Origin of the sequence: Rothia sp. HMSC078H08, assembly GCF_001808955.1 — a bacterium.
GTDB lineage: Bacteria > Actinomycetota > Actinomycetes > Actinomycetales > Micrococcaceae > Rothia.
In genome coordinates this window covers 365,544-390,542 of record NZ_KV795257.1, presented here as the reverse complement: position 1 = coordinate 390,542, position 24,999 = coordinate 365,544, and the positions used below count along the sequence as shown (strand labels likewise).

Here is a 24,999-nt window from a genome sequence, read left to right as displayed (position 1 = left end):
TGTGGCTTGTTTCTGAGGGGGAGGGTAGCTGTGGCTTGGTGTGGCTTGATGTTGGGTGCGGTGGGAAAATGAAAAAAATATTGAGACATAGAACACGTGTTCTGGATTTGCGTGGCACCTCAAAAGCCCGTATAGTTGTTTCTTGTGTTCGTCACTGGAATGGAAACGAAACAGTGAGAACTACGGGTCTTTAGCTCAGCTGGTAGAGCGCCACGTTTACACCGTGGATGTCATCGGTTCGATCCCGGTAGGACCCACCGATTACCCCGGTACCGCACGGTACCGGGGTTTTTCCGTTCTAAGCACTTTCTCCACGCGCTATATCTCTCCAAGAGTGAGAAGGGCGACTCTTCAGAGCATAAAAGTGCACTCCACCTATATATAGCCTGCCCTCAGCGCGTATCCTTATATACATGACTGAAAACAAGAAGGCACAGATTGGTGTCACCGGCCTTGCTGTCATGGGCGCGAACCTCGCCCGCAACCTGGCACGTAACGGCTACACCGTGGCACTGCACAACCGTTCCGTAGAGAAGACCGACGCACTGCTGGCTGAGCACGGCGCAGACGGCGACTTCATCCGTACCGAGTCCCTGCAGGAACTCGTCGACTCCCTCGAGTCTCCCCGCCGCATCCTGATTATGGTCAAGGCGGGCGCACCCGTCGACGCTGTTATCGAGCAGCTCACCCCCATGCTCGACGAGGGTGACATCATCATCGACGGCGGTAACTCCCACTTCCCCGACACCATCCGTCGCGAGCACGCCCTGGCTGAAAAGGGCCTGCACTTCGTGGGCGTCGGCGTGTCCGGTGGTGAGGAAGGCGCCCTCTGGGGCCCCTCCATGATGCCCGGCGGCTCCGCCGAGTCCTACAAGCACATCGGCCCCATGCTCGAGAAGATTGCCGCTAAGGCTCCCCAGGACGGCGCACCCTGCTGCGCATGGATCTCCACCGACGGCTCCGGCCACTTCGTGAAGATGGTCCACAACGGCATCGAGTACGCCGACATGCAGGTGATTGGCGAGGCCTACGACCTGCTGCGTTCCGTGGCCGGCATCGAACCCGCCGAGCAGGCAGAGATCTTCAAGGCCTGGAACAAGACCGAGCTGAACTCCTACCTGATCGAAATCACCTCCGAGGTGCTCGCACAGGTGGACGCCAAGACCGGCAAGCCCCTGGTCGACGTAATCGTTGACGCCGCCGGCCAGAAGGGTACCGGCCTGTGGACCGCTAAGGCTGGCCTGGACCTCGGTTCTCCCGTCTCCGCTATCGCAGAGTCCGTGTTCGCACGCGCCCTCTCCTCCTCCGAGCGTGAGCAGCGCGAGCAGGCACAGCGCGAACTGCCCGCAGGCCTAATCGCAACCACCGGTATCGGTGCAGGCGACCCCGAGTTCGTTGAGGATGTGCGCCGCGCGCTCTTCGCGTCCAAGCTCGTGGCCTACGCACAGGGCATGGACCTGCTCACCCGCGCAGGCAAGGAATACGGTTGGGACCTGAAGCTGGACACCATCGCATCGCTGTGGCGTGCAGGCTGCATCATCCGCGCCGAGCTGCTGGGCGACATCATGGCTGCTTACGCTGATGAGGCTCCCGCGAACATGCTGCTGGCACCCGCCTTCAAGAACCTTATGGAGGAGCTCGTTCCTTCCTGGCGTCGCGTGGTGGCTAAGGCAACCGCACTGGGCATCCCCGTGCCGGTGTTCGCTTCCGCACTGTCCTACTACGACGGTCTGCGCCGCGACCGCCTGCCCGCATCCCTGATTCAGGGCCAGCGTGACTTCTTCGGTGCGCACACCTACGGTCGTATCGACGAAGAGGGCGCCTTCCACACCATGTGGAGCGGTGACCGTTCCGAGGTGAACGCAGCGGACATTCACGTTCACTAAGCTCCCGTAGCTAAATACGTCAAAGCCCGCCTTCGGCTGGATGAGAATCCGGTCGAAGGCGGGCTTTCGTTATGTCTTCAATATGTTGTTGCGCAGGGTACTAGAGAGAAGCGCCCCTAGGGGAAGAACCGTAGGGGAGAGGCGCCACTGGAGCTTGCAGGAAGCCTCCAGGTGCGCCTCTACCGCCTCAAAACGCTTGCCAAGCGCTAAATCCACATGGCGGGGTCAATGTACTCCACAGCGTCCACCAGCGGCTTCTTCTTCTCCGGGGTACGCGGGCGGTGCTTCGCCGGAATACCGGTAATAATCGAATCGGCGGGGTGATCGTTGACGACCACAGCGTTCGCACCAATAGCGCTATCGGCACCAATCTCCACCGGGCCCAGCACCTTCGCGCCGGCGCCAATGGTCACACGGTCACCAATAGTGGGGTGACGCTTCACCTTCTCCAGGGAACGACCGCCCAGGGTCACGCCGTGGTACAGCATCACGTCGTCACCAACCTCAGCGGTCTCACCAATCACAATGCCCATGCCGTGATCAATGAAGAAACGGCGGCCAATGGTCGCACCGGGGTGAATCTCCACACCGGTCAGAAAACGAGCAAACTGCGAGAGAGTACGAGCCAGAGCCTTCGTCTCATCCTTCTGCCAGAGCTTATGGGTCAGACGGTGAACCCAAATCGCGTGCATACCCGAATAGTTCAGCGCAATCTCGACAGCGCCGCGCGCAGCAGGATCGTGCTGGCGGACGTTCTCAATATCTTCACGCAGACGCGCAATAAAACTCATGGGTTCCCTTTCCCTCATCGGTCGCGCTCTGTGTATGCGACCTTTCCAAAGGTACCAACAACGGTGCTCATTCACCTATTCCCGAACTCTGTCGTCGTCATAGTGAGTGCTCTCTTTAACATCTCGGTCACAATTGCGTGCGGAACGTAATATTCGGGCTCGGGCGGGTCTCAGCGGGGGAGCATCGCGAGAAAACGCAAACGCTCCGCCCCGGCATGCAACCGGGACGGAGCGTCGAACACTGCGTACTGTTCTAGATGGCGGCCTCACGGGGAGGGGTGCCGAAGACCGGGGCCTATTAGCCGCGGATATCCTCGTACAGAGCGGTAGAGATGTAACGCTCACCGAAGTCGGGAACGATAGCCACAATCAGCTTGTCCTTGTTCTCAGACTTCTTAGCCTCCTCCAGAGCAGCCCACACAGCCGCACCGGAAGAAATACCGCCCAGAATACCTTCCTGGGTAGCCAGCAGGCGGGAGGTGCGCATAGCATCCTCAGCGCTGACCGGAGTCACCGAATCGTAGATGCCGCGGTCCAGGGTGTCGGGAACGAAGTTAGCGCCCAGGCCCTGAATCTTGTGGGGGCCAACGCGACCCTCGGAGAGCAGCGGGGAGTCCTTCGGCTCAACCGCAACAACCTTCACGTCCGGGTTCTGCTCCTTCAGGTACTTACCGGTACCGGAGATGGTGCCGCCGGTGCCAATACCCGCCACGAAAATGTCGACCTTACCGTCGGTTGCTTCCCAAATCTCGGGGCCGGTGGTGTTGTAGTGAATGGTGGGGTTCGCCTCGTTGGAGAACTGGGACGCCAGGATAGCGTTCTCGGTGGTCGCAACGATTTCCTTAGCCTTCTCCACAGCGCCGCGCATACCCTCGGTACCGGGGGTCAGCACAATCTGAGCACCGTAAGCGCGCAGCAGCACGCGACGCTCAGCAGACATGGTCTCCGGCATGGTCAGGATGACGCGGTAACCGCGAGCAGCACCCACCATAGCCAGCGCAATACCGGTGTTACCGGAAGTGCCCTCAACAATGGTGCCGCCGGGCTTCAGCGCACCCGACTTCTCAGCAGCGTCAATGATGGCGCGACCGATGCGGTCCTTAACCGAACCAGCGGGGTTGTAGAACTCAAGCTTGACCGCTACGTTACCGGGAAGACCTTCGTCCAGTCGGTTCAGCTTAACCAGGGGGGTCTGGCCGGTTGCTTCAACAATGCTGTTGAGAATCTTTGCCATGGGGTGCTCCTTCATGAGCTTGGGGGAGGCCAGCCGCGACGGGGTCTCCGCAATGAATAATCGGTTACGTGGCAACTCTACTACTCACCGGCGGCAGGTTTAAACCTGCGGTCACAGTTCGTAATAATGCCAGAGAAAAACCTCAAGGAACGAGGTTCAGAAAGAGGGTACAGAAAAGCGCCGCACAAACCCTTTCTCGACAAAGGATGATGAATGTGCGGCGCTCTCTAGAAACATTATGTAGCCCAAAAGACAACCTCTGTATATAAGAGTAGTGATGAACTCCGTTCACCGCAAGCTGGAGCCACAAATTTTATTGCCATCAATGGAAAAAACAGTAGAAAACCGCATCCTGAGATGGAAAAGACGCAAAAGCGGGGGAGAAAACCAGCCTCAGAGGACTAGTTGATGTCCATGTGAAGGTCCCACTTGTTGTTCAGGTAGCGGCCAACAGCCTCACCAAACATCTTCACGTGACGCTTATCAGCCGCCACGGTCTGCTCCTTGCCGTCCTTGAACAGCTTCTCACCCAGATCAACGTTCAGAGTCACGGTCCAGTTGTACGCACCCTGCGCCAGAACCGGCTGCTTGGTGCCAATAGTCAGGGTAGCGGTCGGGTTCACGTACCAGGTCTTCTTCTCGTCAATACCTGCCTTGGTGGAGTCCGCGTACTTCTTCATCGCCGCCAGGGTCTCCTGGTCGGTGCTGACCTCGTTCATGTAGTGCATATCGCCGGTACGCAGCAGGTACTCAAACGCCGCACCGAAGTACGCCAGAGCCGCCGCGAAGCCAGCCACCGAATTCTGGTGCATAGCCTCCGGAACAATCGGGGACGGCACGTTCTGCGGCGGGTGCTCAGCATTACCCGGCTGGTACTCGCCGTGATCCTCCATCTTCTCCAGCTTCGCTACGCCGCTGTAATCCTTATTGTCGTTGGGCAGCGGAGAGTTCGTTGCAGTAGCCGAAGCGGACGCAGAAGCGGAAGGGGAAGCAGACGCCGATGCAGAAGCAGAGGGCGAAGCGGTAGCAGACTCAGAAGCAGCAGTAGAAGCGCTCTCAGAGCCAGAAGCGGAAGCAGACGCCTCAGAAGTAGCCTTAGAGCCACAAGCCGCCAGCAAAGCCATAGAGCTGACGCCCAGCACACCCAGCGCCGCGCGGCGGGTCAGGTTCTCGGACATAGTGATACCTTTCAGTCAGTCGGTGATTGCAACCAGTTTAGCCGCAAACCCAACGGGATACAGAGTTGAGTGGACGAAGCGTGAGAAGCGCCTCGCAGATAAAAGCGTTATGACGAACTATGACGCCGCGGAAGTGGCGGACGCCTCAGCAGAAGCGGCGGCAGAAGAGGGCACGGAAGCCGAACCGGATGCTGCCGCGCTCGCAGAGGAAACACCACCCTGAGCAGCGCTACCCTGAACAGTGGCACCGTACGCCACGCTCAGCTCCCACATCTTCGAATCAGCATGGTAGCGGCCGCGGAAATCGCACTCCTGAACCGTTACCTGAGACACCGGACCCGCCGCCGTCGCAGTGGGGGACGGCGCATCAGACACCAGCGCATCCTCAGAAGGCTCAGCAGAAGCGCTCGCGGAGGTAACCACCGGCTGGATCTTGCCCTCAGCCACCGCCTCCGTACCGAAGTCCAGGGTGTACTTGCCCTTAAACAGCAGGTTGCCATCACTCATAATGGACGGCTGCGCACTCGAAAGCGCATAGGAAGCCGACGGATTCACATACCAGGACCCCTTCTCCACACCCGCAAGAATAGAAGCCGACAGGGCATCCACCTCAGAGCGAGTCTTCGACGACAGCTGAATACCGGTCGAGAACGCATCCGTGTTACCGGTCTTCACCAGGTAATCCATAGCCGCTGCAAAATAAGCAATCGCCTCATGGAAACCCGTCACCGTATTCGCCGACAGAGCATCACTCACCTTCGGCTTCGGAGCGTTACGCGGCGGATGCTCCACCGTACCCTGCTCATAATTCACCGCACCCTCATAGTGGGTGTACTCCACCAGACCCGAATAGTTCTTACCATCATCGCTGTACCCATTCGGGTTAGCGCTCGACTTCAAACCATTCAGGCTACCACCCTGAGAACCCGACTGCTGGCTAGATCCACCCGAACCGCACGCGCTCAACAGCGCCGCAGAACCCGCAACAGCGGACGCACCCAAGCCCAAACGCAGCAGAGAACGGCGAGAGAAAGACTGAGAAAAAGAAGACATAAGAGAAAAACCTTGAATCCAGGAAAGCTCGTTATTACCAGAGTAAAACAGATCATGCCCTAACCCGAGTGCGAGTTAGGGCATGATGCCTCATCCATCTGAGGGCTTAAAGGTTGTCACCATTAGAATTGCCGCCATTACCGGAGTTGCCGGAATTGCCAGCATTACCGCCGTTAGCGGCACCACCATTAGCGCCACCATTCTGCGGCTGAGCCGAAGCCTGAGCCTCGTACTCATCCTGAATCGTCAGAGTCCAGTCATTATCGTGGCGCACACCGGTAACCACCAGACCGCGCTCAGTACGGCGCACCTTCTCAGACATCTCCGCGGGAGCACCGTCAATCACCACGGTCGGACCCAAATCAATCACCAGGTCAAAGGTCCACTGCACGCTCTTCTTCACCAGCGCAGGAACTGCAGTGAACGCAGACATGGTCACCTTCGGCGACACAAACCAATCACGATTCTGCGAGCTCTCATTCGACTCATCCATAAACGAAGAGAACGACGCAACGAATTTCTCATCAGCCTTCGAGTCACGCAGCGGAGCCGCATCACCGGTCAGCACCAGGTAATTGATCGCCGCATACACGAAAGCAATCGAATCGTACAGACCCTGCACCGAGTTCTCCGACGCGCTTGCCGGACGCTTGGGGAACGGCACGTTCTGAGCGGGCGCAGACTCGGTCGCCGGAACGAAATTACCCTTCTTCTCATAGTTGTCGAAGGTGACCTCGCCGCTAAAATCAGTACGCGCAGAAGCCGAAGGGGAAATCTGAGGGGTATCCGCATCAGCGTTCTCGCTAGAAGAAGAACCACCGCCGCACGCAACCAGCAGGGCGCTCAAAGACACGCCCGCAACGCCTGCACCCGCATAACGCAGAGCAGAACGGCGGCTGACGCCGGTAGTGGAACTGGGAAGCCCGGAGGTCATGGGGAAAAGCGCCACGGAATACCTTTCGAATGAGAATCTCAGGTGAGAGACGAGTGAGAGAACGCCTCGACGAGTGGATATCACACGCGGACATCCCTCTAGAGACAGTCCTAAGTATAACGCGCCCCCGCCTTCACACCCGTGCGTACCAGCGCTCATAGGAGCGTGATATGCCGCCCATCAGCGAACTTACCGCCGCCAGTGAACTCAGTGGAACCAGCGGGAGTATCGCACCGGATGGGGTGAAAGAGGGACGCGTTCATCGTCTATAGGGGGAGGGGCTACTGTGCGCCTTCACCAGGAATACCGCCGGGTGCCTCAGCGCCGGGAGCATTTACACCGCCAGCTACACCGCCCGCATCAGGGGCACCGGGCGCTGCGCTCGGCTGAGCCGTCGCAGCTGCAGGCTGAGTCGCCACGGGTTGCGCGGGAGCCGCAGGCGCCTGGGTAGCGGCAGGTTGAGGAGCCTGAGCCGCGCCACCCTGACCAGCAGACCCCTGACCGGCACCACCGTTCTGGGAGCCAGTGTACTGATGGGAACCGTTCTGGGCGGCAGGAGCCTGCGCACCACCGTTCTGCGCGGCACCATTCTGAGCAGTGCCCTGAGCCGCGCCGTTACCCGAAGTATTCGCGCCGGTGTGTGCGCCAGCATTAGCTGCCACGGTGCTGTCATCAGTTACCGTCGGGGTATAGGTCGAGGAAGGATGCGCACGCGGAGTCTGCGTCGGCTTCGGGGTCAATGCGGGATCGTACTGCTGAGGCGCAATCACCAACCAGCGCTTCGCCTCCTCATCGTACTCAGCGTAGAGAGCCTTAATCTCCTGTGCCTCAGTGTCTTCCAGAGGCTTGGTCGTATTGGTCGCCTTCTCAACCTGCATACCGTGCGCCTGAGTTACGGTGCACGCCCACGCATACTTAGTGCCGCGGGTCGTCGGCTGCTTATCGGTCAGGCGGAAAGTCCCCTCGCCGCCCACCAGCCAGTTCGTGCCGGGCGCATAGAAGGCGCGCAGCTTCTCCAGCGCCGCACGGTTGGTAGAGTTCTGAGCCTGAACCACCTGCAGAGCCGGACCGGGATCACCGGTCATGCGGGCGTAGTTCACCGCCGCCGCAAAATACGCGAAGGTGGCGCGCAGGCTGCGGGCGTTCTTCTCGTACATGGTCTCATCCTCAACCGGGATGGGCACGGCGCTCGCCTTAGAATCAACGCTCGCGGGGCCGGCGGTCGGCTCAATCGTGTAGACCTGACCGGTCTCCGGGTCGGTGCTACTCATCGGAGCAGCACCGGTACCGGCAACGTACTTGGTCCATTTCAGCTCGCCCGACAGGTTATCGTAGGCACCCGCAATCGAAGCGGAAGGAGTGGGGGAGGCGGTCGCCTCCGCAGTCTTTTTGGAACCGCAAGCGGCAAGCATCGCACCCAGGGCGGCAGTGCCCGTGAGCGCAATAAAGTGGCGGCGGCTGTGAATCATAGTGATCCCCTTGAATGTGCTGTGATGCGGAAGTATCGGTGATAGGTGAAGAGCTCACGCCCTAATCCTCAGCCTAACATCACGCCCCCATCAGAGGGCGTGAAGCAGTCACCCGCGGGGCGGGTAGAGGCGCATTGAGGTGAAAATGGGCGGACCTCATCTAGCCCTAGCCTATAGATTTCACGCGTGGCACACAAATAAAAGCCCTCATCCGTGCCTCATATCACCCAATATGACGGGATCTTTGAGGCACGGATGCAAAGAAGTTTTAGGCTGAGCCTCGAATGTAACGAGCCGCCTTAGAAGAGGCGCTCTCATTCGGGGTCGGGTGCGCGCTCGGGGCGTTCGCGGACGGTTCAGTGGTAGCCGCAGGGGTGGCGGTAGCACTCGGGGAAGACTTCGGATCCTCCAGCATCTGCCACCCCTCTTCACCAAAGTAGACGTAAGCATCCGCCTTCTGATTGCTGCCGTAGATACCGGTGAGCTGCTCACGCTGACGGGTCTCATGGTTGAACAGGAACGCGTTCTCGTCCACCTTCAGGGTCGCCTTCCAGCAGTAGACGTCCTGCTCGGTGGCGGGTACCGGCTGCGGGGAGCTTAGATTGATGCACATGGGGTGGTTGCTCTTAGAGACCAGCCAGCCAATGTTGTAGCGGTAAATGTCGCGGTACATCTGCGCCATGTGGCTAAAGTGCTCCTGGCCGGGCAGGCTCATGAAGGGGTCGGTATCACCGGTGAGGAGCATGTAGTTCTGCGCCGCACCCCAGTACTGCAGGAAGGCGTGCAGACCCTCAACGGTACGTTCCTTAGCCTCCGGGGGCATGATGGGTCGGGGGACATTGACGGCGCGGTGGCTGAGAGTGCCGTTCGAGAAATTGCCGACGCGCTCAAAGAACTGATCCGGCAGGATTGCCGGGCCGCGGCCGTCCAGAGCGGATTTGGGTAGAGGCTCGGCGTAGGTGATGCTACGCGTGGTGGTCGCAGATTTAGTCTGGGTGCTCTGAGGCGCCGGTGCGGCATCAGTGGGAGAGGGATCAGTGAGTGGTTGAGGGCGAGAAACTGCGCTGGGACTGCAGGCGCTTGTGAGTGCACTCAATGCTGCTCCGGAAGAAAGAGCAAGAAGATGGCGACGTGACAGCGAACCGAACATACGCAACCTTTCGCAAGAGTAAAGACGGGCAGGCAGTAATGGGTAGCTCGGATGCAGTGAACCTCAACGGCAGTTGATTGCAGTTGTATGAGGGGTCGGTGAGCGTTCCCGATGGGGGTGGCATACCGCGGTGAGTACGGATGCGATAGAAAGGGCAGGTCAGAAGCCGCCTGAAGGAATCGGTGTGGGTTATGACCTGCCTGGTTGTCGTGCTCAATGATTCTAAGCGTACTTTCAAGTTCGAAATGACCATATCTGCGCTTGAGCGTAAAAAGTTATCAAATCTTAATATTTGCCCGTTTTATGCGGGTTATAAAACGTACCAATGTGTTCCGGATAACCGTATTGAAATGTGCTGATTTCCTGCGGAAAATCAAGGATTTTCTTACCTGCTCTTCTTATGAATAAATCATAAATTGGAGTTGTTGCACCCTGTGCGCAAGTAGTATCTCAACCTCTTCAGGTTGTCCAAACACCTATCAAAAACAGCCCCTCACACAGCCTGGGCACTCCCATCCGCACAACCTAGCCACAACGCGACCGCGCCAACACCCAAACATGGCATGAAGCAGGTGCACCCTATGGGACAATAGCGCTGTGACTACCACCGACTATGCGCAGCTCAAAGCAGCTCGCGAACTGCTCACTCGAATCCCCCTCCCGCTCGACGTAGAAGCCGGCGAAACCCCCGGCACCCCCTACACCGTCACCCACGACGGCACCGCCGAGCACGGCACCGCCACCGCGCGCACCCTGCTCGCCGCCATGGCACGCCAACTCGACGACTACATCCTGCCGCGCAGTGCCAGCGTCGACAACCCCCTCACCATCGTGGTCGGAGGCTCCACCGGCGCCGGCAAATCCACCCTTGTGAACACCCTGCTCGGCGAACCGCTCACCCAGTCCGGCGCGATTCGACCCACCACCCGCCACCCCGTACTCCTGCACCGCGCAGAAGACGAGGCGGCACTGTCACCCGAACGCTTCCTGCCCACCCTGCCGCGCACCCGCACCTCCGGCATGAACGCCGGATCGCAGGCACTACCGGGCCTTGACCCGAAGATTGCGCGCGCCCTCATTCCTGTTACTACCTCGGCGCTACCGCAGGGCATCGCGCTCATTGATGCGCCCGATATCGACTCCGTCTCCGAGGAAAACCGCACCCTCGCCAAGGAATTGCTCTCCGCGGCAGACCTGTGGCTCTTCGTCACCACCGCCAACCGCTACGCCGACGCTGTGCCCTGGGAACTGCTCCACGAAGCAGCCACACGCTCCATCGCCATCGCCGTGGTGCTCAACCGCGTGCCCGAAGGCGACGAAGAAGCCATCGAAAACGACCTGCGACGCATGCTCGACGAGGCGGGAATCCACGCCGTACTGATTCACACCGTCACCGAACAGCCGCGCGACGAAAGCGGCATGCTCGCCCCCGTCAGCCTCGCCCCGCTGACCCTGTGGATCCGCGAACTCGGCGCCGACGCACCCGCCCGCGCCGCCATCGCCCGGCAGACCCTCGCCGGTGCCGTCGAAACCCTCGCCGGAAACCTGCAGGTGCTCGCCGCCGAACAGGCACGCCAGCAGGCGGCGCACCAGTCGCTTGCCACCATCGTCGCCGAAGAATACGAGGACGCGCTGACCACCATCGACGGGGCGCTCTCCGACGGCTCCCTGCTACGCGGCGAAGTGCTCTCGCGCTGGCACGATTTCGTGGGAACCGGCGACTTCTTCCGCTCCCTCGACAGCACCATCGGTCGCCTGCGCGACCGCGTCGGCTCTGCACTGCGCGGTCAGCCCGCCGCCGCCCAGAAGGTAGAGGACGCCCTTGAAAGCGGTATCCACGCCGTCGTGCTGGATGCCGCCGCCCGCGCCTCCGAAAACACCCGCACCCGCTGGCGTGCCAGCCGCGCCGGACGCTCCCTGCTGGCGCGCCTGGACGCGCCGACGCCCGAAAAGAATGCAGGCGCAAAGGGTGATGTGAAGGGTGAAGTGCAGTCCGCCGAAGACATCTTCTCCGCCGCTGTTGCCGAGCAGATTCGCCTCTGGCAGGGCTCAGTGCTCGAAATGATTCGCGAAGAAGGCGCCGACAAGCGCAAACGTGCTCGCTTCCTTTCCCTGGGCGTGAACGCTACCGCCGTGATGCTCATGGTCGCCGCGTTCAGCCTCACCGGCGGCATTACCGGTATTGAAGCGGGTATTGCGGGCGGTAGTGGCGTGGTCGGCACCAAGCTGCTCGAGTCCATCTTCGGTGAAGACGCGGTGCGCCGCATGGCAACCCGCGCCCGCACCGACCTGCTCGAACGCATGGCTGATCTGCTCACCGAGCACGCCCAGCCCTTCACCGCCGTGCTCGAAGAAACCGACCCGCAGGCTGATGCCGAGGACATTCACCGCGCCGCTGAGCAGGTACAGGCGATCGCCGCAGAAATGAGCACCCAGAGTCAAACCACACAGCGCCAAACCACACAGCGCCAAGCCGCAGCCCACACTAACGGCACGGTTGCCCGCTAAACCACTCCGGGCAGGCACCCCGCACCACAGACGAAGAAATAACGCACTATGACTACCCCCGAGAAAAAACTCGAGAACGCCGAGCGCAACACCGATCGCAACGCCGAGCGAGGCGCCACCCCCGCCGTGGCGACCTCGCCCTTCGCGCGCTCCGTTGCATCCCTCAAGGATGCCATCAGCTACGGCGAAGGACGAGTCCCCGAAACCGTGCTGCTCGACGCCGCCGAAACCCTCGAACGCCTCAGCCAGCGCCGCGAGCTCTCCACCGAGCACACCGTCATCGGCTTCTTCGGCGCGACCGGCAGCGGCAAATCCACCCTCTTCAATGCCATCGCCGGGCAGAACATTGCCCTCTCCGCTCCCACACGCCCGACCACCTCCACCGTGCAGGCGGCAATCTGGGAAGCCGAAGGCAGCGAAGAGCTACTTGACTGGCTCGGCATCGACAAGCGCGTCTACCCGCAAACTCAGGCGCTCGCCGCCGAAGGAGAGACAACCGAGGGTAATAAGGCAACCGGGGGAGTAGCGGCACCCAATACCGTCACCGAACCGGCGCCCGGACTCTTCAACCGCATCCGCCGCGCAGTAGGCGGACGCGGCGAAATGCGCACCCGCACCGGCGGCCTCATCCTGCTGGACATGCCCGACTTCGACTCGGTCACCACCACCAACCGCGACCTCGCCGCCCGCATGATGCGCTACGTGGACGTACTCGTCTGGGTTGTCGACCCCCAAAAGTACGCCGACGCCGTCATCCACCGCGACTTCATGGTGCCGCTTGCCACCTCCGGCGCGCAGGCGCTCTGCGTGCTCAACCAGGCGGACAAACTCGCACCCGCCGAGGTGCCCGCCGTGCTCGCCTCCCTCACCCGCCTGCTCCAGGCCGAGGGCACCGAAGCGCACCTGCTCTCCGCACCCATCGCCGTCTCTGCACGAACCGGTGAGGGCGTCGACGTGCTGCGCGACCTGCTCGCCCAGGTAGCCGCCGCCAAGAGCCTATCCCTGCAGCGAACCGACGCACAGCTGCACGCCACCGCATCCCAGCTGCGCACCTATGCCGGGGGAGAGGGGACCGTGCTCGCCGGAGCCTACGCCCTCGAAGCGGAACAGAAGCTCGCGAAGGCGTGCTACACCTCCAGCCAGGCAGAGCAGGTTTTGCAGGCGGCAACCGCCTCCTACCGCCGCGCCGCGGGTCAGCACACCGGCTGGATCCTCACCCGCTGGATGAGCCGTCTGAAAGCTGACCCCCTGCGCCGCCTGCACCTGGGGCAGCAGGACGAAACGAAGAGCGCGTCTAAGGCGGAGAAGTCCTCGGGCATGCTCGGCTCCGATAGCGAGAACGCACCCGAGCTGGTGGCATCCTCGCTACCCCCGCTGAGCGCCGCGCAGAAGGCAGGCATGGCAAATGCCGTGCGCCAATACAGCAAGCAGATGGCGGACCGCGTCGAAGACCCGTGGAAGCGCAGCATGAAGGAAGCCGCACTCTCTCGCGAGGCGGAGCTACCCGAACTGCTCGAACGTGACATGATGCGCATCGACTACGGCCTCGGCCGCACCCGCGCCCCCTGGGTCATCTTCAACGCGCTGCAATGGATTGCACTACTGAGCGCCCTGGTAGGCGTCGGCTGGCTGACCCTCATCTCCGGCATGGCGTACCTGCAGATTCAACTGCCGCCCGCCCCGACCCCCGAAGGCTCCCCGGTACCCCTGCCGACCCTGCTTCTGTTGCTGGGTATCCTGCTTGGTATTGCCTCGGCGGGTGTGGGCAGGTTGCTCACCGCCATGGGCTCACGCTACTACGCACGCAAGCTGCGCGGTCGCCTGCAGACCGGCGTTGAGAAGGCGGTGCAGTCCTGCGTGGTCGCCCCGGTGCAGCTGGAAGCTAAGCGCCTCAACTCCTACCGCAAGGCGCTGGACATTTAGCGGCGTATCATCTGAAAAACCGCATCAGGATAAGCTGCATCAGGCTAAGAGTGCATAAAAGAATCCCTCCCCACCTCTCAAACGAAGTGGGGAGGGATTCTTTTCGTGAAAACTATCTAGAACAGAGCCTTAGCTTTCCTCAACATCCGATGCCGAGTGAGAAGCAGAAAGCTCACGCAAACCGTCAGTAATCGCCTGAGCAGCCTTGACGACCAGCTCGGGGTAGTTGCGGTTCGGCTGGCGGGTCATACGATCAATCGGACCCGAGATAGACACAGCCGCAATCACCTTGCCACCGGGAGCACGCACCGGAGCGGACACCGAGGCGGTACCGCGCTCGCGCTCGCCCACGGACTGCGCCCAGCCGATGCGGCGCACAGCCGCGAGCATGGCTGCGCTGAAGTGTGCATCGCGCAGGCCTTCAACAATGCGGTTCTGATCTTCCCAAGCCAGCAGAACCTGGGCGGCGGAGCCTGCCTGCATGGACAGCTGGGTGCCGACCGGAATAGATTCGTGCATGCCGGAGGGGCGGGGGGAGGTGGCTGCGCACACGCGCCAGTCACCCTGGCGGCGGTACAGCTGGGTGGACTCGTCAGCTTCGAGGCTGAGCTTCTGCAGGATCGGGTCTGCCACGGTGATGAGCTCGTCAGCAATGGTTGCGGATGCGAGTTCGGTCAGGCGGGGTCCGAGCATGAAGCGTCCCTGCACGTCGCGGGCTACGAGGCGGTGGTGTGCCAACGCCACGGCGAGGCGGTGTGCGGTGGGGCGCGCCAGACCGGTTGCCTTGACGAGGTCACCCAGAGATACGGGTCCTGCCTCGAGGCAATCAAGAATGAGGGTCGCCTTGTCGAGCACGCCAACGCCGGAGGAGCCGTGGGAGTTTACCTCTACCATCTGCTCGTCGGCGGCCATGTGTTCGGGCGGCTTGACGGGGTCGACAATCGGTGCGTTGTGGTATGTGGATGCGTTGGGGTGACGCATTCCGTGTGCGTTAAAACGTGAAGCGGAAGGAGTCATTCTTATATTCTATCTCAGAATATGAAAGATACCCCGGACTTCGTGGACTCTTTCGGGTGCACAGCTGAAGATGGAATCACCCCCTACGGGATAAATTATGAGTTTTTCATAATAAGTGTTTATGTGTGTTTATGGGTTAAAATGTGTGAAAAAGCCGCAGGAAAATGCGCGCAACCCCGCAAAATTACCCTGGAGTCATAGAGTAAACCCACATAAAAACACTCGCTAGTTCGGGGTGTTTCTAGGCCGTCTCACAGGCTAAGAATCCGTGAAAAAATATGCGACACGCCGCAGGGAAATACCGATTTGAGGGTCCCATCGGGTACATAATCCGCCCCTTAACTCCGCAAACTTGCGGCACGCACCACACCGAACGCATCCACCGTAGGAACGCATCAAGCAGGAGAAAGCATGACTAGCGAACAGAACGCAACCACCGCGGGCACCCGTCCGCGCACCCTGGCAGAAAAAGTCTGGGACGCACACGTCGTCGTCCCCGGCGAAAACGGCAAGCCCGACCTGCTCTACATCGACCTGCAGCTACTGCACGAAGTGACCTCCCCCCAGGCATTCGAAGGTCTGCGCATCGAGAACCGCCCCCTGCGCCGCCTCGACCTGACCATCGCCACCGAGGACCACAACACCCCCACCGACAACATCTTCGGCACCATTGCCGACCTGACCAGCCGCACCCAGATCGAGACCCTGCGCCGCAACGCTGCAGAGTTCGGCGTGCGCATCCACTCCCTCGGCGACCAGGAACAGGGCATCGTACACGTGGTCGGCCCGCAGCTGGGTCTGACCATGCCCGGCATGACCATCGTCTGCGGCGACTCCCACACTTCCACCCACGGTGCGTTCGGCGCTCTCGCGTTCGGCATCGGCACCTCCGAGGTGGAGCACGTCATGGCAACCCAGACCCTGCCTCTGGCACGCTTCAAGACCATGGCAATCAACGTTGAAGGCACCCTCAAGCCCGGCGTGACCGCGAAGGACATCATCCTCGCCGTCATCGCGCAGATCGGCACCGGCGGCGGTCAGGGCTACGTGCTCGAATACCGCGGCTCCGCGATCCGCTCCCTCTCCATGGAGGGTCGTATGACCATGTGCAACATGTCCATTGAGGCGGGCGCACGCGCCGGCATGGTCGCCCCCGACGAGACCACCTTCGAATACATCAAGGGCCGTCAGCACGCACCTAAGGGTGAAGAGTGGGACAAGGCAGTCGAGTACTGGAAGACCCTGCCCACCGACGAAGGTGCCGTCTTCGACAAGGAAATCTTCATTAACGCTGACGAGCTCGAACCCTTCGTCACCTGGGGCACCAACCCCGGTCAGGGTATTCCGCTGAGCCACGCCGTTCCCTCCCCGGAGGACTTCGAGGACGAGAACGACAAGGTCGCAGCAGAACGCGCCCTCGAATACATGGACCTGAAGGCCGGCACCCCCATGAAGGAAATTCCCGTGGACGTCGTCTTCCTGGGCTCCTGCACCAACTCCCGCATTGAGGACCTGCGCGCCGCCGCAGACATCGTGCGTGGCCGCACCATCGCCGAGAACGTGCGCATGATGGTCGTGCCCGGCTCCCAGAAGGTCCGCGCGCAGGCAGAAGCAGAAGGCCTGGACAAGGTCTTCAAGGAGTTCGGTGCAGACTGGCGCTTCGCCGGCTGCTCCATGTGCCTGGGTATGAACCCCGACCAGCTGGCACCCGGTGAGCGTTGCGCCTCCACCTCGAACCGTAACTTTGAGGGCCGCCAGGGCAAGGGCGGCCGCACCCACCTGGTCTCCCCGGTGGTTGCCGCCGCAACCGCTGTGCGCGGTACCCTGTCCGCCCCGTCCGACGTCGTGGCCTAGCACGCCGCTATAGCTAAGGAGCCATTATGGAACCCATTATTAAGCACACCGGCATTGGCGTGCCGCTGCGTTCTTCGAATGTTGACACCGACCAGATCATCCCCGCCGTCTACCTCAAGCGAGTGACCAAGACTGGCTTTGATGATGCCCTCTTCGCTAACTGGCGTAAGGACCCCGAGTTCATCCTGAACCAGGAGCCCTACAAGCACGGTAGCGTGCTGGTTGCGGGCCCGGACTTCGGTACCGGTTCCTCGCGTGAGCACGCCGTGTGGGCGCTGCGCGACTACGGTTTCAAGGTCGTTATCTCTGCTCGTTTTGCCGATATTTTCCGCGGCAACTCCGGTAAGCAGGGCCTGGTCACCGCACAGGTTGCACAGGACGATATCGAGCTGATTTGGAAGGCGCTGGAGCACGAGCCCGGCACCGAAATCACCGTTGACCTGGAGTCCAAGACCGTAACCGTGGGCGCGCTGGTTGTTCCCTTCGAGATTGACGACTACGTGCGCTGGCGCCTCATGGAGGGCCTGGACGATATCGGTCTGACCCTGCAGAACCTCGAAGCTATTGAAGCGTACGAGGCGAAGCGCCCCTCCTGGATGCCCCGCACTCAGGAACTCTAAGTAGGGACTCTCTAAGCCGAGCGCTCTAAACCCTAGAGACATAAAGCTCGAAGGCGGCGACTGAAACAGTTGCCGCCTTCGAGCTTTCTGCATCCTGAGCTTTTCTGCGTCCAAAACCTTGGCACGTATATAAAATGCGCCTCCCCGGAGCATCAGCTTCTGGGGAGGCACATTTATTGACGACCTAGAGCTTAGGCACCCTCAGTGATGGGGGTGTTCAAGGTTGCGTTCTCGGTGCAGCTGTACAGCGCCGCCGAACCGGGGGAGCGCACACCCGCGGTCGGGTTCGCGTTCTGTGCGGTGGCAAGAGCGAAGTCAGAAACCACCTCGTGGTTAATGTAGCTGCCGCCTGCGCCGCCGCCGCTGCTCAGAGCGCTGAGCGAGTAGATGTTGCCTTCGCCCTCGAACTGCACCTGACGGCCGAAAACGGCCTCGTAGTATGAGCCAACGGTCCAGATGTTCAGGCCTGCGCCACCGCCGCCGTAGCCGGCGCCACCACCGGATGCTACGGAAGTGAGGGAGAGCTTGCCGTAGGTGTGGGAGAGCAGCGCGCCCGAGCCGCCCTTACCGCGGTAAGAGCCGGTAGCGTCCGCACCGCCGGTTCCCTTTTCCTTATCACTCACGGAGTCGCCCTCGTAGCGGTAGTAGCGCGGGAAATCGTAGGAGTCGAACCAGGATTCGGACATGGGCATGAGCTTTAGCTCGTTGTTCTCGTCGAGGACGCCTGCCAGTGCCTCACCGAGGGTGCCAGCTACGCCGGAGCGACCAGCGGTACCGCCGGTGACCATGAAACGCATGTCGAGGGTCTTATCGTCCTCGTCGAGGGGCTTGAACTCCTGGTAGGGGCTTGCCATGAGCATGCCGCCCTGACCGGTGTTGTCGGTGCCCAGGTCGCCGCCCGCGCTGCCGCCTGCGGTGGTGGATGCATCGCGACCGTCCAGCGCCACGCGCAGTGCCGGGTTCAGCTGATCCTTGGGCTGGGCGTTGAAGAGGCTCTGGTGGGTGGTGAGGGTGCCCAGCTGCGCGCCGCCGCCGCCAGCACCGGCAACGGCTACGACGGTGACTGCGCCGTCGCGGACGAGCTCGACCGCGGAGGAGCCGCCGCCGGACGCGCCGTACACGTAGCCGCTATCGGTGCCTACTACCTGCGCTGCGCCGGTTGCGGTGCTGGAGCCGGTGGAGTCGCCGCCTGCTGCGTAGCCTTCGCCTCCGAGTGCGGGCTGTGCGCCGGCTGCGGAGCCGACGCCGCCGTTACCCGCCCAGACGCGCAGGATGTCGCCGGACTTGACCGCAAGAACACCGCTGAGCTGTGCACCGGCACCGCCGCCAGCCAGGGCCGCGTTCGTGACGTCGGTCAGGTATCGGGGAGTGAAGGAAGATGCGGCACCGCCGGCACCTCCCACGAGGTCGAAGCGTACTCGTCCAACGCCTTCAGGGACGAGCCATTCGGTGTATGCGCCAGCCTTGTCGTCGAAGCCGGTTGCGGTCGGCTTGAGGGTCAGAGCGGGGGAGCAGGTGGGCTCGCCGCTTGCCGCCCATGCAGGGACGGTTGCGCTGGCGAGGATAACGGGAGCACTCCACGCCGCACCCTGTACGAGGCGACGGCGCGAAATGCGTGATGCAGTGTTGTGATGTGTCATATTTGGGGTCCTCCGGTAGTTCGCGGATGCAGCCGCGAAGCGACCTGTGGTTGGTTGCGATGGGCCCTGGTTTTTAGTTGACTTTCGAATATTTACGGTGATGTTGAAGTGAATTTTTGAAGTTAAAGTGAATCAGGAAGCCGAACCGTTTTGGTTGGGTACCATCGCAAAGGTTTATGCAGTGAATGCACGCCACGCGCCCTCCCGTGAGGCTCTGTACTGCGCGGGTGCAAGGTCGGTGCCGGCGCCTATGCCGCAGTGTAGAGCTGATTGGCTCCTCCGTGAGAGCGGAGGCGCCGTTCAGTGGGCACGAGTGTGCACGTTATTGTAGGGGTGAGGTTGCTCTCAAGTTCAAATTCGGACGTTAAAAAGACGAAACTAACGTCAAATTTCGGCGAAGAAACAGAAAATGTTTGCATTAGTGTGAATGTTTGTGTATCTTTTTGTTTTTCTGGCTCTGAATCTGAGGGGGCCAGAGCGGTTTTTCACATACACAACAGAGCAAAATCTCAGTCACGAGTTCCAAAGGTTCTTCAGTGTTTGGAGCACCTTTACGCAGGGCTTAGAATAATGATGAATATATGCGCCCGTTTCGCCCTGCTACCGGCAGGGGCGCGGCACGACAGAACGCGGCGCATCGGCACACTGTTAAAGTTCGGCCTAAACCAGCCGACTCCACAAAGGATTTTTAATGACTGAGAACATCAGCAAGCTTCGCATTGAAGGTGGCACTCCGCTCGTTGGTGAGGTTCACGTTCGAGGCGCCAAGAACCTGGTGCCCAAGGCGATGGTCGCAGCACTGCATGGTTCGACCCCCTCGACCCTGCGTAACGTCCCTGACCTGAGCGATGTCGAAATCGTTACCACCCTCGTGGAGCTGCACGGTGCAAAGGTCGACTATGACCGCGACGCTGGTGTTCTGACTCTCAACCCCGCACAGGATGCAACCACCGCTGCAAAGAACGCAGAGGAGATTCAGCTCTTCGGTGGTAACTCCCGCATCCCGATTCTGATGGTGGGCCCGCTGCTACACACCCTCGGTACCGCACGCATCCCCAACCTGGGTGGTTGCAAGATTGGTGACCGCCCCATCGACTACCATATGGCGGCTCTGCGCAAGTTCGGTGCAGTCGTTGAAAAGGATGATGAAACCGGCACCACTCTGATTGTTCCCGAAGAGGGTCTGAAGGGCGCAGAGATTGTGCTGAACTACCCCTCCGTGGGTGCTACCGAGCAGGTTCTGCTTACCGGTGTGCGCGCTAAGGGTAAGACCATCCTGCGCAATGCAGCGATTGAGCCCGAAATTATTGACCTGATTGCTGTTCTGCAGAAGATGGGCGCCATCATCTTCATTAACGAGGACCGCACCATCGTCATTGAGGGCGTGGACGAGCTGACCGGCTACGATCACACGTCCCTGCCCGACCGTAACGAGTCCGCTTCCTGGGCTTCTGCAGCTCTGGCTACCGGCGGCGACATTTTCGTGCGCGGCGCAGATCAGAAGGATATGACCGCGTTCCTGAACCAGTTCCGCAAGATGGGTGGCCTGTACGAGGTGACCGCCGAAGGTATCCGCTTCACCCACCCGGCTCAGCACACCCCCGGTGCTCAGCTGAAGCCCATCGTCTTTGAGACCAACGTGCACCCCGGCTTCATGACCGACTGGCAGCAGCCCCTTGTCGTGGCGCTGACCCAGGCTAAGGGCGCATCCATCGTGCACGAGACCGTGTACGAGGAGCGTTTCGGCTTCACCAACGCCCTGAAGCAGATGGGCGCAGATATTGTCGTCATGCGTGATTGCGTGGGCGGCGCACCCTGCCGTTTCGAGGGTAAGGGCTACGGCCACTCCGCTATTATTTCTGGTCCCACCCCGCTGACCGGTGCCGACATTGAGGTTCCGGACCTGCGCGGCGGCTTCTCCCACATCATTGCTGCTCTGGCCGCTAAGGGCACCTCTCACGTGAGTGGTGTTGAGCTGATTGCTCGCGGCTACGAGAACTTTGAGGAGAAGCTCAAGAGCCTGGGTGCCAACTTTGAGGTGCTGGCACGCAAGGCGTCGAAGGCTCCCAAGCCCGATGCGGCAATCGTCGTTGTTGAGCCCGAGGAAGTTGAGGTTCAGGACTAGTGAGCGGACAGCAGGGAAAGCAGGCTCTGCCTGAGATTGAGCCCACCGCCTCCGGCGATGCTCTGTACAAGGTGCTCGGTAACGCTGCGCGCGGGCTGTACATGCTCATCGCACGCGTTGAGATTGCCGGCCGTGAGAACCTGCCCAAGAGCGGCGGGTACATTATCGTGGCTAACCACACCACCGAGCTTGACCCGGTGACCGTGGCTTTCCCTGCTTTCGTTGAGGGCGCCCTGCCGCGCTTCTTGGCGAAGGATTCGCTCTTCCGTGCACCCGTGCTCGGCTACATTATGCGCAAGCTCGCGCATATTCCAGTGGTTCGCGGTTCGGTGGATGCGCGTAAGTCCCTGATTACCGCCCGCAAGATTGTTGAGGCTGGCGGTGCCGTCGTGATTTTCCCGGAGGGCACCACCACCCACGATCCGCAACTGTGGCCCATGCAGGCGCGTACCGGTGCGGCTCGTCTGGCTCTTGCGACCGGCGCGCCCGTCTTCCCGGTGGCGCACTGGGGGGATGAGCAGATTCTCGGCTACGTGGATGAGCCCGGCGAGGACGGCCGCATCAAGGAGAAGCGTAAGATTTCGCTGTTCCCGCGCAAGACCGTCCGCGTGAAGGTTGGCAAGGCACTGGATATTGCCTCCCTCGTTGAGGACACCAGCCCCGAGGCTAAGCACACCCGCACCGAACTGGGCGTGGTCACCGACGCCATGCTGGATGCTATTACCGCCGAGCTGGAGCAAATCCGCGGCGAGAAGGCTCCTGAGGGGCGTTGGAATCCGCGCACTAAGCGTCGTGAAGCCCCCGGCACCCCCTCCGGTCCGGTCGGTGGCGCACTCGGCGAACCGGACGAAAAGTAGTATTCCCGCTGGGAATCATATGAGAGCCACCGATAGGTGCCCGACCGGGCGCCTTCGGTGGCTCACCCAAGGACCTCACAAGGAAGAGAGGCTGGTGTTTTCGTGACTTTCTTTGGACGCACCCCCGCAGCAAGCCCTGAATTTACCCCTCCGGCAACCGTACAGTCTATTGCGGTGCTGGGTGCCGGTAGCTGGGGCACCGCTTTCGCTAAGATCGCGGCGGATGCTGCCCGTGAGCGTGGAGATGACACTCGTGTGACCCTCATTGGTCGTGATGAGCAGGTGATGGCTGAGTGCGAGCGCACCCGCGAGAACGCCCGCTATTTTCCGGGAATGAAGCTGCCGGACAACATGCACTTCACGGCGGATGCCCCCGCGGCGCTGACCGGCGCCGATATCGTGGTTCTTGCCCTGCCTGCGCAGGTTCTGCGTTCGCAGTTGCAGAGCTTCGCCCGCTATATTGAGCCGAACGCCATGCTGGTGTCTTTGGCGAAGGGCCTGGAGACCGGTACGGGTCTGCGCATGTCGCAGGTCATTACCGAGGAGCTGGAAGAGGCTATGGCTCTGCGCGGTGCTGATGTGCGCGCGATCGGTCATATTCCGCACCGCGTGTGCGTGCTCTCGGGCCCGAACCTGGCGAAGGAAATCATGGGGGAGGAGCCTACCGCCTCCGTGGTTGCGGCTCGTACCCTGCCGGTGGCTGAGTCTGTTGCTCACGCGATTGCGTGCGCGTACTTCCGCCCGTACACCAACACGGATGTGGTGGGTACCGAAATTGGCGGCCTGGTGAAGAACGTGATTGCGCTTTGCGTGGGTATTTGCGAGGGCCGTAATTACGGCGATAATTCGAAGGCGTCCATTATGACGCGCGGCCTGGCGGAGATTACCCGCCTGGCGGTGGCGTTGGGCGGCGAGGCTGCGACCATGAGCGGTCTTGCTGGCATGGGCGACTTGATTGCGACCTGCTCTTCGCCGCTGTCTCGTAACCACACGGCGGGCCGCCTGCTGGCCCAGGGCATTACCCCTGACCGTCTGCACGAGCACATGAGCCAGACTGCCGAGTCGATTAAGTCGGCGCCCGTGGTGGCTGAGCTGGCTCGCCGTCACGGCGTGGAGATGCCCATTGTTGAGGCTGTGGTGGCTGTGCTTTCGGGCCGTATTGGCATTGAGGAGTTGGCGCCTCAGCTGCTGGGTCGCCGCCTCAAGCACGAGAGCCACTAAGGTTAAAGCTTTCTGGTGTGCTGGCACCCCTTGATTCGGGTTGTGTGCCAGGACATACTAGAAGAAGATTGAATGTAGACATCCGAGGACGGATACCGTTGCGGAAAACCGGTGCGTGAGAAACGCATCAGTGACCGCGACGGTATTCGTGCGTTAGGATTATTGACGCATTGCCGTTCCACCTTCCGGACCTGAGGGTAGGGGAACATTGACTAGGAGAAATATATGACCGAGAAGAAGACCGTCGCCCTGCTGTGCGGTGGCCGCTCCTCCGAGCACCCCATTTCGCTCATTACCGCCGCTGGCGTGCTGAGCGCCATTGACCGCACCGCCTACGAGGTCATCACTATCGGCATTACCCGTGACGGCCGCTGGTATCTGACTGACGAGCAGGAGCTCGCCGACCTGACTGCTGGCACTCGCGGTACCGCAGAGTTCCCCGAGGGTACCCAGCAGGTGTTCCTGCCGATGGGTGCCGGCGATTCCCGCCTGACCCTGGTGGATGCTGAGGGTAACGTTACCCGCACCGCACCGGTGGACGTTGTGTTCCCGCTGCTGCACGGCCCCTTCGGTGAGGACGGCACCGTGCAGGGCCTGCTGGAAATGGCTGACCTGCGCTATGTGGGTTGTGGTGTGACCGCATCCGCTGTGGGTATGGATAAGCACTTCATGAAGGTTGCTTTCGAGTCTGCTGGCCTGGAGGTTGGCCCCTACGAGGTCATCACCAACCGCCAGTGGGAGCACGAGGACCGCGAGCAGATTCTGGAGCGCGTGCTGAAGCTGGGCTTCCCCATGTTTGTGAAGCCGACTCGTGCAGGTTCTTCCTTCGGTATTACCAAGGTGGATTCGGTGGAGGAGCTCGTGCCCGCGATTGAAGAGGCGCGCCGCCACGACCCGAAGATCATTATTGAGGCGGGTATTGTGGGCCGCGAAATTGAGTGCGCTGTGCTCGATGGCCACCACGGCGAGATGCCCCGCGCATCCTACCCCGGTGAGATTGAGGTTGTGGACGAGGACCACGGCTTCTACGACTTTGAGGCGAAGTACGTTTCTGAGTCTTCCGCTGTGACCGTGTGCCCGGCGAACCTGCCGCAGGACGTGCAGGACCGTCTGCGCGAGCTGGCTGTGAAGGCGTTCCTGGCGTTGGATGGCGAGGGTCTGTCGCGTGCGGACTTCTTCTACACCGAGGATGGCCGCCTGGTCATCAATGAGGTGAACACCATGCCCGGCTTTACTCCGATTTCGATGTACAAGACCATGTGGGAGAACACCGGCATCTCTTACACTGACCTGATTAGCGAGCTGCTGACCCTGGCGATGGAACGACCCCTGGGTCTGCGCTAGTTCTTGAGGCTGCGTTAGTTCTTGGGCGCACCGTCGTTTTGACTGCGCTTAGCAATTGAATACGTAACGGCGGGGAGTAGCCCCTGTTGTAAGGCGCCTCGGTGCGGATTCTTGAGGGATTCGCGCCGGGGCGCTTTTTGCGCGGTGGGCAAGTTAATGCCTTTGTGGGAAGGGTAATTGGTACGTATTGAGCCC

General features: G+C 61.0%; 18 protein-coding genes and 1 tRNA gene. 10 read left to right on the top strand and 9 right to left on the bottom strand.

The genetic code is table 11. The annotated features are described in order from the left end of the window. Window positions 1-184 precede the first annotated feature (184 nt). Window positions 185-257: transfer RNA gene (locus HMPREF2528_RS08340), tRNA-Val, on the top strand. Between the two features lie 156 nt (window positions 258-413). Then, a complete protein-coding gene (gene gndA / locus HMPREF2528_RS08335) occupies window positions 414-1,886 on the top strand; it encodes an NADP-dependent phosphogluconate dehydrogenase (protein ID WP_070506035.1) in 1,473 nt (490 codons plus the stop codon). A gap of 206 nt (window positions 1,887-2,092) precedes the next feature. On the opposite strand, the gene epsC is transcribed toward gndA, so the two are convergent. The 7 genes from epsC to HMPREF2528_RS08300 form a co-directional block, all read right to left on the bottom strand. After that, window positions 2,093-2,677: a serine O-acetyltransferase EpsC gene (gene epsC / locus HMPREF2528_RS08330; RefSeq protein WP_005505599.1), complete on the bottom strand. Its 585-nt coding sequence runs from the start codon at window positions 2,675-2,677 to the stop codon at window positions 2,093-2,095. Between the two features lie 298 nt (window positions 2,678-2,975). Continuing rightward, the gene (gene cysK, locus HMPREF2528_RS08325) at window positions 2,976-3,911 is read right to left on the bottom strand and encodes a cysteine synthase A (RefSeq protein ID WP_070506037.1); all 936 of its coding nucleotides are present in this window, start codon (window positions 3,909-3,911) and stop codon (window positions 2,976-2,978) included. Between the two features lie 401 nt (window positions 3,912-4,312). Continuing rightward, window positions 4,313-5,089, bottom strand: a complete 777-nt coding sequence (locus HMPREF2528_RS08320; protein WP_070543724.1) for a DUF6318 family protein — start codon at window positions 5,087-5,089, stop codon at window positions 4,313-4,315. Between the two features lie 117 nt (window positions 5,090-5,206). Beyond that, on the bottom strand, window positions 5,207-6,142 hold the full coding sequence (locus HMPREF2528_RS08315; RefSeq protein ID WP_070543723.1) for a DUF6318 family protein: 936 nt from the start codon (window positions 6,140-6,142) through the stop codon (window positions 5,207-5,209). 106 nt (window positions 6,143-6,248) lie between these two features. Then, window positions 6,249-7,091, bottom strand: coding sequence for a DUF6318 family protein (locus HMPREF2528_RS08310; RefSeq protein ID WP_070543722.1), 843 nt, complete (start codon window positions 7,089-7,091; stop codon window positions 6,249-6,251). 266 nt (window positions 7,092-7,357) lie between these two features. Continuing rightward, window positions 7,358-8,545: a DUF6318 family protein gene (locus tag HMPREF2528_RS08305; protein WP_070543721.1), complete on the bottom strand. Its 1,188-nt coding sequence runs from the start codon at window positions 8,543-8,545 to the stop codon at window positions 7,358-7,360. A 268-nt stretch (window positions 8,546-8,813) separates the two neighbouring features. Next, window positions 8,814-9,641: a DUF6318 family protein gene (locus tag HMPREF2528_RS08300; RefSeq protein WP_246823921.1), complete on the bottom strand. Its 828-nt coding sequence runs from the start codon at window positions 9,639-9,641 to the stop codon at window positions 8,814-8,816. Between the two features lie 651 nt (window positions 9,642-10,292). Here HMPREF2528_RS08300 and HMPREF2528_RS08295 point away from each other — a divergent pair. Continuing rightward, window positions 10,293-12,203, top strand: a complete 1,911-nt coding sequence (locus tag HMPREF2528_RS08295) for a dynamin family protein (protein WP_070543720.1) — start codon at window positions 10,293-10,295, stop codon at window positions 12,201-12,203. Window positions 12,204-12,251: 48 nt separating this feature from the next. After that, window positions 12,252-14,126: a GTPase gene (locus HMPREF2528_RS08290; RefSeq protein WP_070543719.1), complete on the top strand. Its 1,875-nt coding sequence runs from the start codon at window positions 12,252-12,254 to the stop codon at window positions 14,124-14,126. A 129-nt stretch (window positions 14,127-14,255) separates the two neighbouring features. On the opposite strand, the gene HMPREF2528_RS08285 is transcribed toward HMPREF2528_RS08290, so the two are convergent. Further along, a complete protein-coding gene (locus tag HMPREF2528_RS08285) occupies window positions 14,256-15,143 on the bottom strand; it encodes an IclR family transcriptional regulator (protein ID WP_371326313.1) in 888 nt (295 codons plus the stop codon). 411 nt (window positions 15,144-15,554) lie between these two features. Here HMPREF2528_RS08285 and leuC point away from each other — a divergent pair, with 411 nt between their 5' ends. Beyond that, window positions 15,555-16,997: a 3-isopropylmalate dehydratase large subunit gene (gene leuC, locus HMPREF2528_RS08280; protein ID WP_070543718.1), complete on the top strand. Its 1,443-nt coding sequence runs from the start codon at window positions 15,555-15,557 to the stop codon at window positions 16,995-16,997. 26 nt (window positions 16,998-17,023) lie between these two features. Beyond that, the gene (leuD, locus tag HMPREF2528_RS08275) at window positions 17,024-17,617 is read left to right on the top strand and encodes a 3-isopropylmalate dehydratase small subunit (protein WP_005505627.1); all 594 of its coding nucleotides are present in this window, start codon (window positions 17,024-17,026) and stop codon (window positions 17,615-17,617) included. Window positions 17,618-17,808: 191 nt separating this feature from the next. On the opposite strand, the gene HMPREF2528_RS08270 is transcribed toward leuD, so the two are convergent. Further along, window positions 17,809-19,257 (bottom strand): hypothetical protein, encoded by a 1,449-nt coding sequence (locus HMPREF2528_RS08270; protein ID WP_049349034.1) that lies wholly within the window; start codon window positions 19,255-19,257, stop codon window positions 17,809-17,811. Window positions 19,258-19,948: 691 nt separating this feature from the next. Between HMPREF2528_RS08270 and murA the strand changes: the two genes are divergently transcribed. The 4 genes from murA to HMPREF2528_RS08250 all read left to right on the top strand — a co-directional run bounded on the left by murA (window position 19,949) and on the right by HMPREF2528_RS08250 (window position 24,804). Then, window positions 19,949-21,382 carry a UDP-N-acetylglucosamine 1-carboxyvinyltransferase gene (murA, locus tag HMPREF2528_RS08265; protein ID WP_012903332.1) on the top strand — a complete coding sequence of 478 codons (1,434 nt, stop codon included), beginning with the start codon at window positions 19,949-19,951 and terminating at the stop codon, window positions 21,380-21,382. Continuing rightward, window positions 21,382-22,239 carry a lysophospholipid acyltransferase family protein gene (locus HMPREF2528_RS08260; RefSeq protein ID WP_070506053.1) on the top strand — a complete coding sequence of 286 codons (858 nt, stop codon included), beginning with the start codon at window positions 21,382-21,384 and terminating at the stop codon, window positions 22,237-22,239. Before murA ends, HMPREF2528_RS08260 begins: the two co-directional genes overlap by 1 nt. 102 nt (window positions 22,240-22,341) lie before the next feature. Next, window positions 22,342-23,460 carry an NAD(P)H-dependent glycerol-3-phosphate dehydrogenase gene (locus HMPREF2528_RS08255; RefSeq protein WP_070543717.1) on the top strand — a complete coding sequence of 373 codons (1,119 nt, stop codon included), beginning with the start codon at window positions 22,342-22,344 and terminating at the stop codon, window positions 23,458-23,460. A 225-nt stretch (window positions 23,461-23,685) separates the two neighbouring features. After that, window positions 23,686-24,804: a D-alanine--D-alanine ligase family protein gene (locus tag HMPREF2528_RS08250; RefSeq protein ID WP_070543716.1), complete on the top strand. Its 1,119-nt coding sequence runs from the start codon at window positions 23,686-23,688 to the stop codon at window positions 24,802-24,804. Window positions 24,805-24,999: the final 195 nt, after the last annotated feature.